General features: G+C 40.3%; 17 protein-coding genes. 9 read left to right on the forward strand and 8 right to left on the reverse strand.

Going from position 1 to position 16289, the window contains the following annotated elements:
- Position 1 precedes the first annotated feature (1 nt).
- The 9 genes from BIZ38_RS07960 (at position 2) to BIZ38_RS08000 (ending at position 6451) form a co-directional block, all read left to right on the forward strand.
- Positions 2-448: a nuclear transport factor 2 family protein gene (locus BIZ38_RS07960; RefSeq protein ID WP_187490055.1), complete on the forward strand. Its 447-nt coding sequence runs from the start codon at positions 2-4 to the stop codon at positions 446-448.
- Positions 448-1158: an SDR family NAD(P)-dependent oxidoreductase gene (locus BIZ38_RS07965; RefSeq protein ID WP_054551991.1), complete on the forward strand. Its 711-nt coding sequence runs from the start codon at positions 448-450 to the stop codon at positions 1156-1158. Before BIZ38_RS07960 ends, BIZ38_RS07965 begins: the two co-directional genes overlap by 1 nt.
- A complete protein-coding gene (locus BIZ38_RS07970; protein WP_187490056.1) occupies positions 1155-2411 on the forward strand; it encodes an NAD(P)/FAD-dependent oxidoreductase in 1257 nt (418 codons plus the stop codon). The genes BIZ38_RS07965 and BIZ38_RS07970 overlap by 4 nt, the downstream gene beginning before the upstream one ends.
- The gene (locus BIZ38_RS07975) at positions 2404-3135 is read left to right on the forward strand and encodes a DUF1365 domain-containing protein (RefSeq protein WP_138616594.1); all 732 of its coding nucleotides are present in this window, start codon (positions 2404-2406) and stop codon (positions 3133-3135) included. The genes BIZ38_RS07970 and BIZ38_RS07975 overlap by 8 nt, the downstream gene beginning before the upstream one ends.
- Positions 3136-3157: 22 nt before the next feature.
- On the forward strand, positions 3158-4420 hold the full coding sequence (locus BIZ38_RS07980; RefSeq protein ID WP_187490057.1) for an SAM-dependent methyltransferase: 1263 nt from the start codon (positions 3158-3160) through the stop codon (positions 4418-4420).
- Entirely contained in the window at positions 4398-4892 is a 495-nt protein-coding gene (locus BIZ38_RS07985) for a DUF2878 family protein (RefSeq protein WP_187490058.1), read from the forward strand. The genes BIZ38_RS07980 and BIZ38_RS07985 overlap by 23 nt, the downstream gene beginning before the upstream one ends.
- A 55-nt stretch (positions 4893-4947) precedes the next feature.
- Positions 4948-5445: a chalcone isomerase family protein gene (locus BIZ38_RS07990; RefSeq protein ID WP_187490059.1), complete on the forward strand. Its 498-nt coding sequence runs from the start codon at positions 4948-4950 to the stop codon at positions 5443-5445.
- Positions 5438-5971 (forward strand): DUF3833 domain-containing protein, encoded by a 534-nt coding sequence (locus BIZ38_RS07995; protein ID WP_054562353.1) that lies wholly within the window; start codon positions 5438-5440, stop codon positions 5969-5971. Before BIZ38_RS07990 ends, BIZ38_RS07995 begins: the two co-directional genes overlap by 8 nt.
- Before the next feature lie 204 nt (positions 5972-6175).
- Positions 6176-6451 carry an HU family DNA-binding protein gene (locus tag BIZ38_RS08000; RefSeq protein ID WP_004586404.1) on the forward strand — a complete coding sequence of 92 codons (276 nt, stop codon included), beginning with the start codon at positions 6176-6178 and terminating at the stop codon, positions 6449-6451.
- 82 nt (positions 6452-6533) lie between these two features.
- Here BIZ38_RS08000 and ilvN read toward each other — a convergent pair whose 3' ends face one another.
- The 8 genes from ilvN to ppnN form a co-directional block, all read right to left on the reverse strand.
- Entirely contained in the window at positions 6534-7031 is a 498-nt protein-coding gene (gene ilvN / locus BIZ38_RS08005; RefSeq protein ID WP_054551998.1) for an acetolactate synthase small subunit, read from the reverse strand.
- Positions 7031-8755: an acetolactate synthase 3 large subunit gene (locus tag BIZ38_RS08010; RefSeq protein WP_166340826.1), complete on the reverse strand. Its 1725-nt coding sequence runs from the start codon at positions 8753-8755 to the stop codon at positions 7031-7033. Before BIZ38_RS08010 ends, ilvN begins: the two co-directional genes overlap by 1 nt.
- A gap of 791 nt (positions 8756-9546) precedes the next feature.
- Entirely contained in the window at positions 9547-10521 is a 975-nt protein-coding gene (locus BIZ38_RS08015) for a transposase (protein ID WP_187490060.1), read from the reverse strand.
- A gap of 243 nt (positions 10522-10764) precedes the next feature.
- Positions 10765-11772, reverse strand: a complete 1008-nt coding sequence (locus BIZ38_RS08020; protein ID WP_054552001.1) for an isocitrate dehydrogenase — start codon at positions 11770-11772, stop codon at positions 10765-10767.
- A 215-nt stretch (positions 11773-11987) separates the two neighbouring features.
- Positions 11988-13685 carry a hypothetical protein gene (locus BIZ38_RS08025; RefSeq protein WP_187490061.1) on the reverse strand — a complete coding sequence of 566 codons (1698 nt, stop codon included), beginning with the start codon at positions 13683-13685 and terminating at the stop codon, positions 11988-11990.
- A 6-nt stretch (positions 13686-13691) separates the two neighbouring features.
- The gene (locus BIZ38_RS08030; RefSeq protein ID WP_054552003.1) at positions 13692-14075 is read right to left on the reverse strand and encodes a DUF3192 domain-containing protein; all 384 of its coding nucleotides are present in this window, start codon (positions 14073-14075) and stop codon (positions 13692-13694) included.
- A 71-nt stretch (positions 14076-14146) separates the two neighbouring features.
- Positions 14147-14920, reverse strand: coding sequence for a flap endonuclease Xni (xni, locus tag BIZ38_RS08035; protein WP_187490062.1), 774 nt, complete (start codon positions 14918-14920; stop codon positions 14147-14149).
- A gap of 11 nt (positions 14921-14931) precedes the next feature.
- A complete protein-coding gene (gene ppnN, locus BIZ38_RS08040) occupies positions 14932-16275 on the reverse strand; it encodes a nucleotide 5'-monophosphate nucleosidase PpnN (RefSeq protein WP_054552005.1) in 1344 nt (447 codons plus the stop codon).
- Positions 16276-16289: the final 14 nt, after the last annotated feature.

Consider the following 16289-nt stretch of genomic DNA (forward strand, 5'->3'; position numbering starts at 1 on the left):
CATGGACAAGGCGATCCTTGATAGGTTTATTGATGTTTATCAAACACTCAATAAAGACAATTTACAGTTACTGAATGAAATCTATCATACAGATATTAATTTCGCAGATCCCTTGCATGCGGTAAATGGTCTTGGGGAACTGCGTGAATACTTCAAAAACCTTTACGCCAATGTACTTTCTTGCAAATTTGTTATTGAAGACAGCTATGTTACTGAAAATACCGAGGGCAAAGACGACATCGCGTTTATCTATTGGACTATGCAATATCGACATCCAAAGCTTAACAAAGGCCAAGCAATCTCGGTTGCAGGCCATAGTCGTTTAAAGTTTGCTGGCGATAAAATAATTAATCATCGCGACTATTTTGACGTAGGCGCTATGCTTTACAGGCATATTCCCGTGCTTGGCTCGGCTGTGAAATACATTGATAAAAGAGCGAGTGCATAATGACGACATTAATTACAGGTGCAACTTCAGGTATTGGCGAGTCATTAGCAACGCTTTATGCAGACAATAATGAACAGGTCATTGCATGCGGTAGAAATTCAGAAAAGCTTGCTAAATTGAGCCAACATCAAAATATTGAGTCTTGCCAGTTTGATGCAACAGACCTTCAAGATATTCGTTCGAGCACAGTGGCTTATACGCAATTTGACCGGGTTATTTTAAATGCTGGCAATTGTGAGTACATTGATGATGCTCGCAATTTTGACAGTAGCTTGTTTGAACGGGTAGTCACGACCAATCTGCTCAGTATGGGCTATTGTCTTGAGGCGCTATTACCAAAAATAAAGCCCGGTGGTCAGCTGGTGCTCGTAAGCTCTAGTGTGACTTATTTACCCTTACCGCGCAGCCAAGCATATGGTGCGTCTAAAGCCGGTGTAAGTTATTTAGCTAATAGCTTAGCGGTTGATTTAAAAGATATCGATGTCACTTTAGTTCACCCTGGTTTTGTTAAAACGCCGCTGACTGATAAAAACGACTTTCCTATGCCTATGGCGGTGAGTGCAGAAAAAGCGGCAAATTATATTTATAAAGGGGTCGCGAAAAGGCGCAAAGAAGTGCACTTTCCGCACCGTTTTACCTTCATTTTAAAATTTTTAAGAATGCTTCCTACGCCACTTTGGCTGAAGCTTGCAAAAGGATTATCACGTTGAAAAAAGTGGCTGTTATTGGATCTGGCATAGCGGGTTTAAGCTGTGCACACCTATTGCATAAACACTACGATGTAACCGTATTTGAAAAAAACGACTACATAGGTGGCCATACTGCAACCATAGACGTAAAAGTTGATGGCGTTGAGTACGCTGTTGATACAGGCTTTATTGTCTTTAACGACCGAACTTACCCATATTTTGAAAAGCTACTAAAGCACTTGGGCGTTGACCGTCAGAAGACCCAAATGAGCTTTAGTGTGCATAATGAGCAAACGGGCTTTGAATACAACGGCCACACTTTTTGGAGCTTGTTCGCACAAAAGCGCAATATCTTTCGTCCTAAATTTTGGAAACTTTTAAAAGACATTGTGCGTTTTAATGATGTATGTAAATCATTGCATGCTGAAAAAAATTACAAAGAAAATCAAACTCTAGGCGAGTTTTTAGACGAGCATGACTTTAACGAGTTTTTCCGTTTTCATTATATCTTGCCGATGGGCGCTGCTATTTGGTCAACAAGCATTAAAGAGATGGCGCAAGTTGGCGTAGAGTTTTTTGTTAAGTTCTTTTATAACCATGGTTTGTTGGACATCACTAATCGTCCGCAGTGGTATGTTATTCCGGGTGGCTCTCGCGAATACATTAAACCTATGATCCAAGGTTTTGCTGATAAAATTCGTTTAAATAGTAATATCAGCTCGGTATCTCGTAAAGATGACAGTGTGCATGTTCATTTTGATGATGGCCACAGTGAATCATTCGATAAAGTTGTGTTTGCTTGCCACTCAGATCAAGCTTTAAAGCTGTTATTAGACCCAAGCGAAGACGAAAAAAGTGTTCTCTCAGCGATACCTTATACGGCTAATTCAGTGGTACTACACACTGATACTTCACTGCTACCAAAACGCAAAGCAGCATGGGCGAGTTGGAATTATCTGTTAAATAACAACACAGACAAAGCTGCTGTTGTGACTTATCAGATGAATATTTTGCAAGGCATTAAGAGCAACACGCAATTTTGTGTCACGCTTAACCACCTTGATGGCATTGATAAAGATAAAATTTTACGCGAGTTTACCTATCATCACCCGGTATTTAATAAGCAGTCGATTGCCGCTCTGCAGCAAAAGTCTCTTATTGACGGTAAAAATAATAGCTATTTTTGCGGTGCTTATTGGTACAACGGTTTCCACGAAGATGGTGTAAGAAGTGCTGTAAATGTGGCAAAGCAACTCGGAGTCGAGTTTGAATAGCGCCATTTATGTAGGTGATGTTCGCCACAGGCGCTTTGCCGTCAAAGAGCATCACTTTAAATACCCGCTTTATATGATGTGGGTCGATTTAGCTAAGCCTGATGAGCTTAATGGAGTTCATCCTTGGCTTGGCTTAAGTGGTTTCAAGGCGCTTAAATTTAATCAGAGCGACTATTTTAATTATCAAACCGATATGCAGTTGCCACTCAAGCAGCGTGCACTTAACAAAATTAAAGAGCTTGGCATTGACGATGAATTTACCCATGTTTTTATGCTCGGACAGGTGCGCTGTTTAGGAATTTATTTTAGCCCGGTTAACTTTTTCTTCTTCCAAACTAGTCATGGCGAGTTCACTCACATGCTTGCTGAAGTCAGCAACACGCCCTGGAATGAACGTCATTATTATGTCGTACCCCTTGAAAAAAAAGTGAACTTTAAAAAGGTTTTCTCCGTATCACCTTTCATGAACTTAGATATGAACTATCATTGGCATATTAGAATGAATTCTGATAACACCATGATTCATATTGAAAATAAAAAAGACGACACTCTTTTGTTTGATGCAACCCTGCGTTTGCAAAAGCAGCCTCTCACGAAAGAGCAGGTTAGTGCCGTGCTTAAACAGTTTCCGGCTATGACGTTAAGTATTTTTAAAGGTATTTACCTTCATGCTTTGAAGTTGTTTTGCAAACGTGTGCCATTTATTGGCCACTCGGGCAAATAAGAGAATTCAACTAGGTGATGTGATGGAAAAAGTATCAAATTTAACACAAGCCCAAACGACCGGCTGGATGACAAAGCTTTATAAAAAACTGGTAATAGGTGCATTCAACAGTATCAACATCGGTTGCATTACTCTTAAAGAGGGTAACCAAACAGAGCAATTCGGTGACATTACAAGTGATTTACACGCAACGGTCACGGTAAATGATGCTGCTATGTATAAGTCATTTGCGTTATCTGGCAGTGTGGGTGCCGGAGAGGCTTATATTCTCGGCTATTGGGATTGTGACAACCTCACTAAACTTATCGAAATATTTGCCCTTAATCAAGAGCAGCTAGATGCATTCGAGAAAAAATTCGCCTTCTTGAGTGGCATTGCGCACCGAGTTAATCACATTAAAAATAAAAACTCAGCAAGCGGTTCAAAAAAGAACATTGCGGCTCACTATGATTTAGGCAACGATTTATACAGTGCATTTTTAAGTGACGAAATGTTGTATTCATGTGCTGTTTACCCGTCAAAACAAGCTAGCCTTGAACAGGCCCAAGCGCACAAACTCGCATTGATTTGTGAGCAGGTTGATTTACAACCAGGTGATTCGGTGATTGAGATTGGCACAGGGTGGGGCGCATTTGCGATTTATGCAGCAACACATTTTGATTGCCATGTAACAACGACCACCATTTCTGATGAGCAACATGCCTATGTTGAACAAAAGGTTAAAGAGCTTAACCTTGAGCATAAAATAACGTTATTAAAGCAGGATTACCGCCTCTTAGAGGGCAAGTACGATAAGCTTGTATCAATTGAAATGATTGAAGCTGTTGGTCATGAGTATTTGCCTGGCTTTTTTGCAAAATGTCAGTCTTTATTAAAAGACAGTGGTGCCATGCTTATTCAAGCAATCACCATAGCTGATCAGCGTTATAGCCATTACCTCAAAAATTCCGATTTTATTCAGCAGTACATCTTCCCAGGTGGTTGTTTGCCTTGCTTAGACGAAATGAATAAGCAAATAAAGCAGCAAACAGACATGGTTGTGCACAGTGTAAAAGATATTGGTGTTCACTATGCAAGAACACTGGCTGATTGGCGCGAGCGCTTTGTCGCTAGCTGGCCTGAAATAGATAAAGTTAAATTTGACCAGCGATTCTATCGTTTATGGTTATTTTATTTAGCTTACTGTGAAGGTGCGTTCAGAACCCGTGCTATAAGTACAGTGCACTTAGTTGCCCGTAAACCTCGTTTTGGCCATTCTGGCGATGATATCGCGCTCGATTATTAATTTTGTTTTGTTTCAAGGAGTCTGGTTTATGGCCTTACTCCTTGAGCAAAACTCTCTGATACCCGCTTTAGCTGTTGTCGCTTTGATGATTTATCTATCAAAGCAACGCCAGCAAGATAGTTGGCTACTCTTATGTGGTTTGCCTCTCGCACTGGGCTATGAATGGCTTGCCAGCAGCTTAAATTTACTTGCCTTTAAAGTAAGCCCTTTTCCTCTATGGCTTGCTGTACTTTGGGCTGCACTACTTTTAACCATTAATACTTCGATGCACTTTCTACAAAAGCTGCCTTGGTATATTGCTTGGGGTGTTTGCGCGCTATTTGCTCCTGCTAGTTACTATGCTGGAATGCGCTTTGAAGTGCTTAATACTGAGCTCGTTCTTTGGCAGTTTTGGCTCGTTTATGGTTTGGGTTGGGCAAGTATGTTTATGGCGATAATCGCTATTAATAAGCGATTTTTAGCGGCTAAATGATCAGTTTTAGGTGGTTTTTCGTAGTGTTTTACAACACAACTTTAAGGATTATTCGATGAAACAGTCACTTAATTTAAGTTTATTTGTTGCGTTATTGTTCTCTGCGGGCGTGTATGCAAATGGCTTTAAAACGGTGGGCCAAGCGAAAATGGAGTATCTGTTTTGGGATGTTTATAACGCTAAATTAGAGACCCCATCGGGTTCGTATCAGTTTGGCCAACACCCCAGCAAACTAACACTCACTTATTTGCGGGATTTCGATGCGAAAGACATCGTCAAAGCAACCAACGAGCAATGGCAACATTTAAAGCTCAATGACATGGTAGGTGCTTACGATAAACAATTATTAGCCCTTTGGCCTGATATCAAAAAAAACGATTCTTTGTCGTTTCTGACAAACGAGCAAGGAGTCGGTACTTTTTACTTTAATGATAAAAAGCTAGGTCAGATCGATGATAATAAATTCGCTGATAACTTCTTAGCAATTTGGTTAAGCGCCGACACGTCTGAACCATCACTTCGTAAACAGCTTATTGGAGGGAAACATGATTAAGCTCAAAGCACTCTTTATTTTTGCTATGGTACTGTTAATTACCAGCTGCTCTGCGCCTGATGTTGATTATTATCAAGGAACAGAGCCTAAGTTTGACTTTAAGCAGTTTTTTAGTGGAGAGCTCAAAGCCTACGGCGTTGTGCAAGACCACAAGGGCGAGTTAACACGTAAGCTGGTAGTTGACATGCAAGCATCTTGGAACGGCAATCAGGGAGTGATTGACGAGCAATTTGTTTATGATGATGGCGAAACGCAAACCCGTGTTTGGTACATCACCATTAATGATGATGGCAGTATCACAGGGACAGCATCAGATGTGATTGGCGAAGCAAAGGGTGAGAGCAATGGAAGTGTGTTCCATTGGACATATTCTGTCGAGCTTCCATATGATGGTAGTACTTTAGTGGTAAATTTCGATGATTGGATGTACTTGGTAACACAATCACGCTTGATAAACCGTACCGCTATTGATAAGTTTGGCTTTGAGGTCGGGGAAGTTACCTTGGTTATCGAGAAAATTGAATGATGGTTTGGCTATCATAAAATTTTGTGATGGAAGTTTAATTAAGCCTTTATTAATACTGATGTCACTAACCTTGTGATTGATAGTTAAATAGTAGTCATTTTTGAATAAATTACGTAAAAATAGCAATTAGCTGTTGCTAACTTCTCAAAAATGCATAAAGATAGGTTTTGCGAAGGCAAAATAATAACGAATAGGAATCTAACAATGAATAAAGCTCAATTAGTTGAAAAAATTGCTACTGATGCAGAAATCTCAAAAGCGGCAGCAACTCGTGCACTAGATGCATTCACTGGCGCAGTTACTAGCTCTCTTAAAGAAGGTAACTCAGTAGCATTAGTTGGTTTCGGTACTTTCTCAGTAAAAGAGCGCGCAGCGCGTACTGGCCGTAACCCACAAACTGGTGCAGAAATCCAAATCGCAGCAGCAACTATCCCAAGCTTTAAAGCGGGTAAAGGTCTTAAAGACCAAGTTAATCCTTAATAGGGTAACTTACTAATTATTGAAAAAAGGGCTTATAGCCCTTTTTTTGTATCTGGAGTTTTGTCGCGCTAGCGAAAAAGGCTTATGCCTTTAACGCTTTATCACCACGACCAATACCAACCGCACCTGAACGTACCACTTCAATAATGTCTGATTCATGACGCAAAGTATCAAGGAAAGATTCAATTTTTTCTGTGCTCGCTACGAGTTGTAGTGTGTAGCTGTGGCGCCCCATATCTAAAATAGCACCTTGGAATACATCAGCAACACGCGTTACTGCTGCTCGAGTGGTTTCATCTTGGGCAAAAACTTTCACTAATAATAGCTCACGCTCGATGTGCGCCATTTCGGTTAAGTCAATAATCTTAAGAACATCTACAAGCTTGTTCACTTGTTTAGTGATTTGCTCAACGATACGATCATCACCCATGGTTGTAATGGTAATACGCGAAAGAGAATGATCGTCAGTCGTGCCAACAGTCAGGCTATCGATGTTGTAAGCGCGCTGTGAAAATAAGCCTACAATGCGCGATAACGAGCCAGGTTCGTTTTCTAATAAGATTGATAAAATACGGCGCATTATGCTTTTACTCCTTTACGTAACCACATATCATCGACTGCCCCTAGCTTGATTTGCATAGGGTAAACATGTTCTTTTTCATCTACACAGATGTCTAAAAATACCAGTCTGTCGTTAATAGACATGGCTTTTTCAATAGCAGGCTGAAGCTCATCAATATGATCAACGCGAATACCTACGTGGCCATAGCTTTCTACTAATTTCACGAAATCGGGAAGTGATTCCATGTAAGAAGATGAGTGACGACCTGAATACATCATATCTTGCCACTGACGTACCATGCCCAGTGAACGGTTATTCAACGACACAACTTTCACAGCTAAATTGTATTGTAAGCAAGTTGATAGCTCTTGAATGTTCATCTGAATTGAACCATCACCCGTCACACAGATAGACTCTTTATCAGGGAAGGCAAGCTTAACGCCCATTGCCGCAGGTAAACCAAAGCCCATGGTGCCTAAGCCACCAGAGTTAATCCATTGGCGAGGGTGTTTAAACGGATAATACTGAGCTGCAAACATTTGATGCTGACCTACATCAGAGCTGATGTAAGCATCACCATTGGTTGCTTTGTAAATTGCCTCGATAACCGCTTGTGGTTTGATTTTATCGCCATCAGTGCTGTAGCTTAGGCATTTTTGTTCACGCCAGCTAATGATTTGACGCCACCAGTCTTCTTGTGCAGAACGATCAATTGAAATAGGGCTTTTATCAATCGCCGTTTGTAACTGCTCAAGCACTGTTTTCAAGCAGCCAACAACCGGGATGTGCGCTTTAATTGTTTTAGAAATTGAGGTTGGGTCAACATCAACATGAACGATAGTGGCATTAGGGCAGAACTTTTTAACGTTATTCGTTACCCGATCATCGAATCGAGCACCTAAAGCTAAAATAACATCAGCGTTTGCCATGGCTTTATTTGCCTCAAGGCTACCATGCATACCTAACATACCAATAAAGTTAGGGTGAGTACCGCTGATACCACCTAGACCCATTAAGGTGTTAGTGATAGGCGCGTTTAATGATTCAACCAAGTGAGTCAGTTGCTCAGAGGTATTTGATAGAATAATGCCGCCACCTGAGTAAATAACCAGTTTTTTAGCTTCTAAAATTGCGCTCACTGCTTTGCGAATTTGTTTTGAGTGGCCTTTAGTGTTCGGGTTATAAGTTCGAAGTTCAGTTGTTTTTGGAAATTCGAATGGGAACTTTAACTCAGGGTTAAGCATATCTTTAGGTAATTCAACCACAACCGGGCCAGGGCGGCCTGTGCTGGCTAAGTAGAATGCTTTTGCTAAGATTGTTGGAATATCTTTTGCGCTACGACAGTTATAGCTGTGCTTTACGATAGGGCGAGAACAACCAACAATATCTGTTTCTTGGAATGCATCATCACCAATTAAACCAGTAGGAACTTGGCCAGATAACACCACCATTGGGATAGAGTCCATGTATGCTGTCGCGATACCTGTTACACAGTTTGTCGCGCCAGGGCCTGACGTTGCTAGCACCACACCGACTTCACCGGTAGCACGAGCATAACCATCAGCCATATGAGTTGCTGCTTGTTCGTGACGTACTAAGATATGTTCAATATCTTCTTGTTGAAATAACGCGTCATATAAATCAAGAACAGAGCCACCTGGGTAGCCAAAAATATACTTAACATTCAATTCTTTAAGTGCCCGAACAACTAGTTCGGATCCATTGTATTCAGTTGTACTCATCCTCATTCCTCTGTGTGTGCAAGCATAAATGCATAAAAAAACCCCCGCATATGGCGGGGGTTTTTTAAAAAGCGTGCTTTCACCTTTTAATAGCCTCCCGCTGGGCTTGTAACTAAGACCAGTACGAGAACGTTGACGACTAAAAGGTGACGGCGAATATTCATTATTTTTTAATTTTCTTCTAAAAAATGCACAGCCGACTAGATGGCTGCTGTTTAAAAAATGTTAGGAGTATTTTTAAGCGTTTTGAAAACTGATGTCAACCGTAAATGTAGCTTTTTGCATTAATTTTTCTTTATTTGAGTTTTTTGATATTTTTGTTGCATCTAGATGCTTAGCTGTCATTGTTTTGGGGTGTAACTATGCATTGAGTTGTTCGTGTGGAAAATGGCTAATCAAACCAATAGATAATACATTTACGTTACTGCCTTGCATAACTTAGCTACTATCAGAATGGTTTCTTTTTTATAATTAGACACCCACTTTAACACCTCACTACCATAAGGTTTGGATATTTTTAAATAGACACCCAACTTATTTTTAATCTGTTTAATGAGACACCCAGCTTATTTTTAAAAAGATGTAGCTTAAGTAAGATGTGAATTATTGAGAACAAGCTGAATTGCCAGAAAGAATAGTCATTTTTCATTGTTATTTATTAAATTTCAGCCTTATGTGCTGAGTTAATTTTTAGTTTTACATACTGGTCAGCGCTAGTTGCAAAAGTCGTTATGCTCCTAGAATTAAAAGGATTGGGTTTGCAAGGTTGATTTCTAGTGTAGAATGCGTAACTAAGTAAATAAGGCTAAGCTATTAGCTATAGAGCTTCTTCGTTTTCGTTTCATATGATTTGTATAAGCTGTGATAGCTTGTTCTTTACCTGCAGTATTTTTAAATGAGCGGGTAAAGGAAGTGGTGAGTGTAAGCCAGTTATCAATACAAATATTTAATCGTTCAAGAATTGGTAATGCATCTTCTGGGATTTTCCCTGGTTTATCTTCTCGTATTGAGCGGCCAGTCCAATCGACCAGTTGTAGGTATGTTTTGAGCTCAAAAGGTAGTCCGTTAGGCATATGTTTACGTGGTTTACCTGCAAAACGCATAAGTGATTTTGGTTGCTTATTGTTTTGAGCTGCATTAATTCTAGATTTAATACTGGTGTAGTCAGATTGCTCAGGTAAATCAGCCGCTTTCGCTCTAACAGGATTTAAATCTACATAAGCAAGGCAAGCTGCAAGAGCTGCTTCATCAAGTAATGCTTGTGACTTAAAGCGACCTTCCCAAAAGCGTCCTTTACACTCATCTTCTTGATTTGCTTTTCGAGCAACACTCTCATTAAGAACGCGCATAAACCAACTGATGCTACTGAGCCTCTCTCGATATAAATTTACTCTGGTATTAACCGCAGTGACTTCTGCTTGTGTAAGTAAGTCACCATCTAAGAATCGTTGGCAAAGGAATGTACTTTTAAATAACTTGTGCCATCTAATCAGAATCGCTTTATTATTCAAACGATTTGCTTTTGCTATATCAATATGAAGTACTAGATGAGTATGGTTACTCATAACTGCGTAAGCACAAACATCAATACAAAATATACGACCAAGTTGAAGTAGTTTCTTTTCAACCCAATCGCGTCTGTGTTCAAATGAGCGACCAGTTAGTGGGTCTTGCCCGCACAAAAAAGCGCGACGAACGCAGCGTGAAATGCAGTGATAATAAGGCGTGTTTGAAACGCTAATTAAGTTTCTACGAGGGGTTGCCATGCTCTTCTCCTCCATGAGTTGAACAGTGTAAGTTTAGTCATAATTTTGAGAAGTGAGAAATATTAAATTGGATGTCTGGTTAGTATTTTGAAAGAATAAATGTGGGTGTCTAGTTTTATGTGTTTAAATCTTGTTAGATAAAGTGGATGTCTGGTTAAGTTGGGGTAATAAAAAAGCCAGTCGTAGACTGGCTTTTGCTAGGTGGTTAAGGGCTAAATTTATTAGCCTTAAACAAGTGTTCTATTATAGACGCTCAATTACAGCTTGAGTGAAGTCTGTAGTACCGTGGCTGCCGCCTAGGTCGCGAGTTGTACGGTCGCCTGACTTGATAACATCAGCAACTGCGCTACGGATTCGCTCTGCAGTGTCGCCCATACCTAAGTGCTCCAGCATTTGGATAGATGCTAAGATCACTGATGTTGGGTTTGCAAGGTTTTTACCTGCGATGTCTGGTGCACTACCGTGTACAGCTTCGAAGATTGCTGCATCTTCACTGATGTTTGCGCCAGGAGCCATACCTAAACCACCAACAAGACCAGCACATAGGTCAGATAGGATGTCACCGAATAAGTTTGTAGTAACGATTACATCAAACTCATCAGGAGTCATAACTAGTTTCATACAAGTTGCATCAACAATCATTTCGGTTGATTCGATTTGTGGGTAACGCTCAGCTACTTCACGTGCCACTTTTAAGAATAAACCAGATGTAGATTTAAGGATATTCGCTTTGTGTACAGCTGTTACTTTTTTACGGCCTTCACGTACCGCTAGTTCGTATGCAAAAGTAACGATTTTTTCTGCACCTTCACGGGTGATTTTTGACATTGCTTCAGCTTCGTTACCATCTTCAGAAACAACTTGGCCAAGACCTGAGTACATACCTTGCGTGTTTTCACGAATAGTGATGATGTCGATGTCATCGTAACGAGCTTTTGTACCTGCAAATGACTTAACAGGACGAACGTTAGCGTAAAGGCCAAACTTTTTACGTAAAGTTACGTTGATCGAAGTGAAACCTTCACCAACTGGTGTTGTTAATGGACCTTTTAAAGTGATCTTGTTACGCGCGATTGTGTCGATTGTTTCTTGCGGAAGTAACTCACCAGTTTTTTCTAGGGCAGCAAGGCCAGCATCAACGAATTCATAATCAAAATCGCAACCTGCAGCTTTAAGGATCTCAAGTGCTGAATCAATAATGCTAGGACCAATGCCGTCGCCTTTGATCACTGTGATGGTTTGTTTAGCCATTTACTTTTCCTATTTATGAGTAGATAAACACGTAAACTTATCGCGAAATAGCATGCGATTTACTTGTTAGAGGGTTTACGTGGATGTGTTTGAAAATTTAAGCGGCTTTTATAGCAATTTATTCAGCTTTTTGCCAGTTTATCCTGTGAATACTGACTATAAATAGACTAAAGTTCATATTTATTTAACGTTTTCGCACTTTTTAACAACACAATCTAAAAATTGTCTGCAAATTCACAGTTTTTGAGATATGCATAAAAATCTGCTTTTGATTGCCATCCAGCGGCCGATAAACTATCGAAAATAATTTGTTCCTGCCAACTACTAAAAAGTGCTTTTGGCTGAAAAACATAATAAGTAAATAGCTTAATCGCGACCCAATGCTTTTCATTGATATCAAGTGTTTGTTTATCATGTTGCTCACTACCAAGTAAATGTTGTGTCCAACTGTTATCGCCAATCAGTTGATTTAAATACGCCGTTAGTGGTTCTTGGTTTAATTGACTAACCCCAAACAAACAGCCAAGAGGAGGGCTAATCACTTGTTTTTCAGCTTGCTCAAATACCGTTTTACGGGAAATACTGGTTGCTTGATGTTCACAAAGATAAAGAACATAGGCATACAATGGCAAAGCAACCTGCTCAAATTGAATTGAATCGGTGTGTTTAAATAACGCTTGGATAATACGTACCATGTTTTCAAGCCGCTTAGATATATGCTGAAAAAGTGGGTGAGAGGTGGTTGCGACTAAGCGTTGAAACAATACTTTTTGAATAATCGCAGGGGCGTTATCGTATCCGACCATAGATAAACAATGGCGCAAGTCTTTAGCTCTTTGCTGCTCTTTATTATAGGGTTTAGCGGCAACAGTGAGCTGTGTTATTAATTCAGGGTAGGGGCTTAAAAGCTTATTTAAACCTTGATAGCTATATTCTTTTGATACTTTTAATGCACTAATTAACGTTAAATATTGTTGCCTACGTTGCTCATTTATTGGTTGTGGCTCAGCAAAACTTATGTTCTCACTAAACCATACTGTGTAGAGCAAGCGAGTATCTTTACAAGGCCTTTGCTTAGCGCAAGTCGTTAAGCTTGCCTTGATGCGATGCCAACGAATTTTTTCAGGACGACTCACATCGACTAAAATATGACGACCATGTTCATCTGTCGCTAAATAGATAAGTACTTGTTCGGCATATTTTACTTCACTGGCCGGAATGTAAGGGCCAATATGCGCAATCAGAGCTTTTATGGCATTTTGTGCAAATTCGTTCGGTGTACGCAAATATATATCAGCTAAGGCTTTGTACACGCTTATATGCCCACCTGACTCGCGATAAGTCGTATTCATCGCAATAATATTAGCCAAAGCAACTAAGGTTGTTGCACCATCGTAAATCATAATTTTTGGTGCACTGAGTAGTGCTTGTTTATACTTATTTAAACGCGCTAATAAGTGCTGAATAGGTAGCGTATGCGAGCCTGACTCTTTTAGAAGCTTTGCTGCTAATTGATGACGGCATTGCCAAAGTTTTTTATCTTGCGGGGTGAGTGCTTTACTTGCTGCTAATTTATTACTTTGCGATTGCACGCACAGGTAATTAGCTAAGCAGCAACTAATAATTTGCTCACTAATAGCTTGGTTGTAATTAAGACTACGGCATAAAATGCAGGCTACAACACATTGGTTTACGACTAAATTTGTGGTGTAGCCGTGGTTCGCTACATACAAGCTTAATTGCGCTTGCATCCCTTTTGGGTAGGCTTGGTATAATAGGTAGTACCGCTCAGCAAGGTTACTTAATAAAGGGAAGATTTGAGACCATTTTTGCTTTTGATGGTAAAGTTTAAGTAATTGGTGCGTACTATCAAATAAGCGCGCTAGCTCCCGAGGGGTTACATTTTCCATCATAAGCGTTTAGGTTTCTTGTTGATAGCTTTCATAGGCACTTGGCCCCCATAACACCAACTGACCATTCTTAAAAAGTAGGCCCGTGCACTCGTCTATTGTCGTTATTCCATCGGATTTAACGTGCTGAGTGCGGTAAAAAATTATTTGCCAAACATTGTCTTCGGTGCGTTTTGCATAGGTTAGATCGGGGCTGCCTAAATAATCAAGCACCGCATTTAGATTTTCAGGTTTATCAACAGACAGCTTTGCAATATATCGCTTATTGAAGGCTTCACGGTCTTGCCAGATCATGGCTTGCGGATCATCTTTATAAAAAGTGATCACGAGGGTTGCTATGAGTGCATAAACACCTAACCCAAGTACCAGATATTGGAAAACCTTTTTAAACATGTGTAACTCTATAAAATTAACGCGAATTTTCAGTATACGCTCAGTTGGCCAACTGTGCTACGAGATTGCGACTAATTGAGCCTTAGCTGCTTTAAACTAAAGCCTAAGTTAATATCAGTACGCAGCATAACGAGGTTTTTTGATATCACAAACATCTCCATTTCTGAGCTTAGCTTGCGTTTAAGAGTAGGGTTTAGCTCATCGTCGTTTATGGCCGCTTCTATCGACTCATAATCATTAATTAATTGCTGTGCCGACTTATTACCGATCCCTTTAACACCAGGAATATCATTGGTTTTATCGCCTGCCAAAGCCCAAAAATCAGCAAGTCGATGCCTGGGTACATTAAAGCGCTGTTTAATATCTTCAACTTCAATGTATTGCTTTTTAAAGTAGTCATAGATAGCTATTTCTTCAGATAAAAACGGCAAAAACCCTTTATCGGTAGACACGATAGTCGAAGCTACATTATTAGATGCGGCCTTGTAAGCAAGAGTAGCAATTATATCGTCGGCTTCATCATTATCAGGTGAAAACACCACAATGCCAGTGTCTTCAATTGCTTGTTTAAAGCGTGATAAGTTTTGCTTGAGAGTGTCAGGCATTGGTGAACGAGTGCTTTTGTAGGCCTCAAAGTAGTGATAACGCCAGCTTCTTTCACCATCAAACACGGCAATCGCGTGAGTCGCATTCGTTTGCTGGCGTAACTTTTTGCAAGCATGTGCCACTCGGGCACAGCTTGCTTTTATCATATGCTCTTCACTGTGATGACTCTGATTACTATCAACAGCATAGATGCGCCTAATAAGATTTAGCGCATCTATTAAAAGTAATTGGGTTGTCACATAGTCTCCTGTTAAGCTTTGATCTCATAGCAAGGTATGTACTTACTGCCAGGCAACTTCATACGACCTTGATCTACAAATGCTGCCAGCAGCTTATCCATATCAGCCATTAACGAAGGCTCACCACTGAGTACAAAGCGGCCATGTTGTTTGATGGCTTGTAGACCTTCGTCTTTAACATTACCTGCAACAATGCCTGAGAATGCTCGGCGTAAGTTAGCTGCGAGTTGCTGAGTTGGTTGATCTAAATGTAAATCTAAGCTCGACATATTAGCATGAGTTGGTGCAAACGGCTGTTGGAAATCATGGTCGATTTTTAGCGTCCAGTTAAAGTAGTAAGCGTCACCTTGACTCTTTCTGTATTCACGCACATCAGCCATTTTCGCTTTGAGTGTTTTACCCACACGTTCAGGGTCATCAATAATTACTTCAAATTTCTCAAGCGCCGCTTTACCGAGTGTTTTCTCAACGAATTTACACAGCTCAATAAAGTAGTTTTCACTTTCTTTAGGTCCAGTTAAGATCACTGGTAAACATTGTTTTTCGTTATCAGGATGCAACAAAATACCTAAAAGGTATAACAACTCTTCTGCAGTGCCTGCACCACCTGGGAAAATGATAATGCCATGTGCGGTACGAATAAATGCCTCTAAGCGCTTTTCGATATCGGGTAAAATCACCAATTCATTTACAATCGGGTTAGGTGGCTCAGCGGCAATAATACTTGGCTCGGTTAAACCTAAGTAACGATTATCTGTAATACGCTGTTTAGCATGGCCGATGGTGGCACCTTTCATTGGGCCTTTCATTGCACCTGGGCCACAACCAGTACAAATGTTTAAGCCACGAAGGCCGAGTTCGTAGCCAACCTGTTTAGTATATTTGTATTCAACTTCGTTAATTGAGTGGCCGCCCCAGCAAACTATCATGCTCGGATCACTATTCACTCTCAGTGCGCCTGCATTTCGCAGCATGTCGAAGACCATATGAGTAATGGTTTTTTGCTCTGTTAAGTCTTTTTCGTATTTTTGACAAATAAACAGAATATCGCGAATAACCGAGAAGATATGTTCATGTATACCAGTGATAATTTCGCCATCAACAAAAGCGGATTCGGGTGGGTTTTCAAGTTCAATTTTAATACCACGCTCGCGGCTTAATAAGCGAATATCAAAGTCTTCGTATTTATTGTAAATTTCAGAGCTTGAATCGGTGTGGCTGCCCACATTGAGAACCGCGAGCACACAGTTCCTAAATAATTTATAGCGCTCGCTGGTGGATGACTGTTCGAGTAGATCAACTTCTAGTTGCGATAGTAAATCCAGTACACCTGTAGGATTCAGTTGTTTTAACATAAGCACTCTCCTGG

Origin of the sequence: Pseudoalteromonas sp. BZK2 (genome assembly GCF_014349195.1) — a bacterium.
Lineage (GTDB): Bacteria > Pseudomonadota > Gammaproteobacteria > Enterobacterales > Alteromonadaceae > Pseudoalteromonas > Pseudoalteromonas simplex.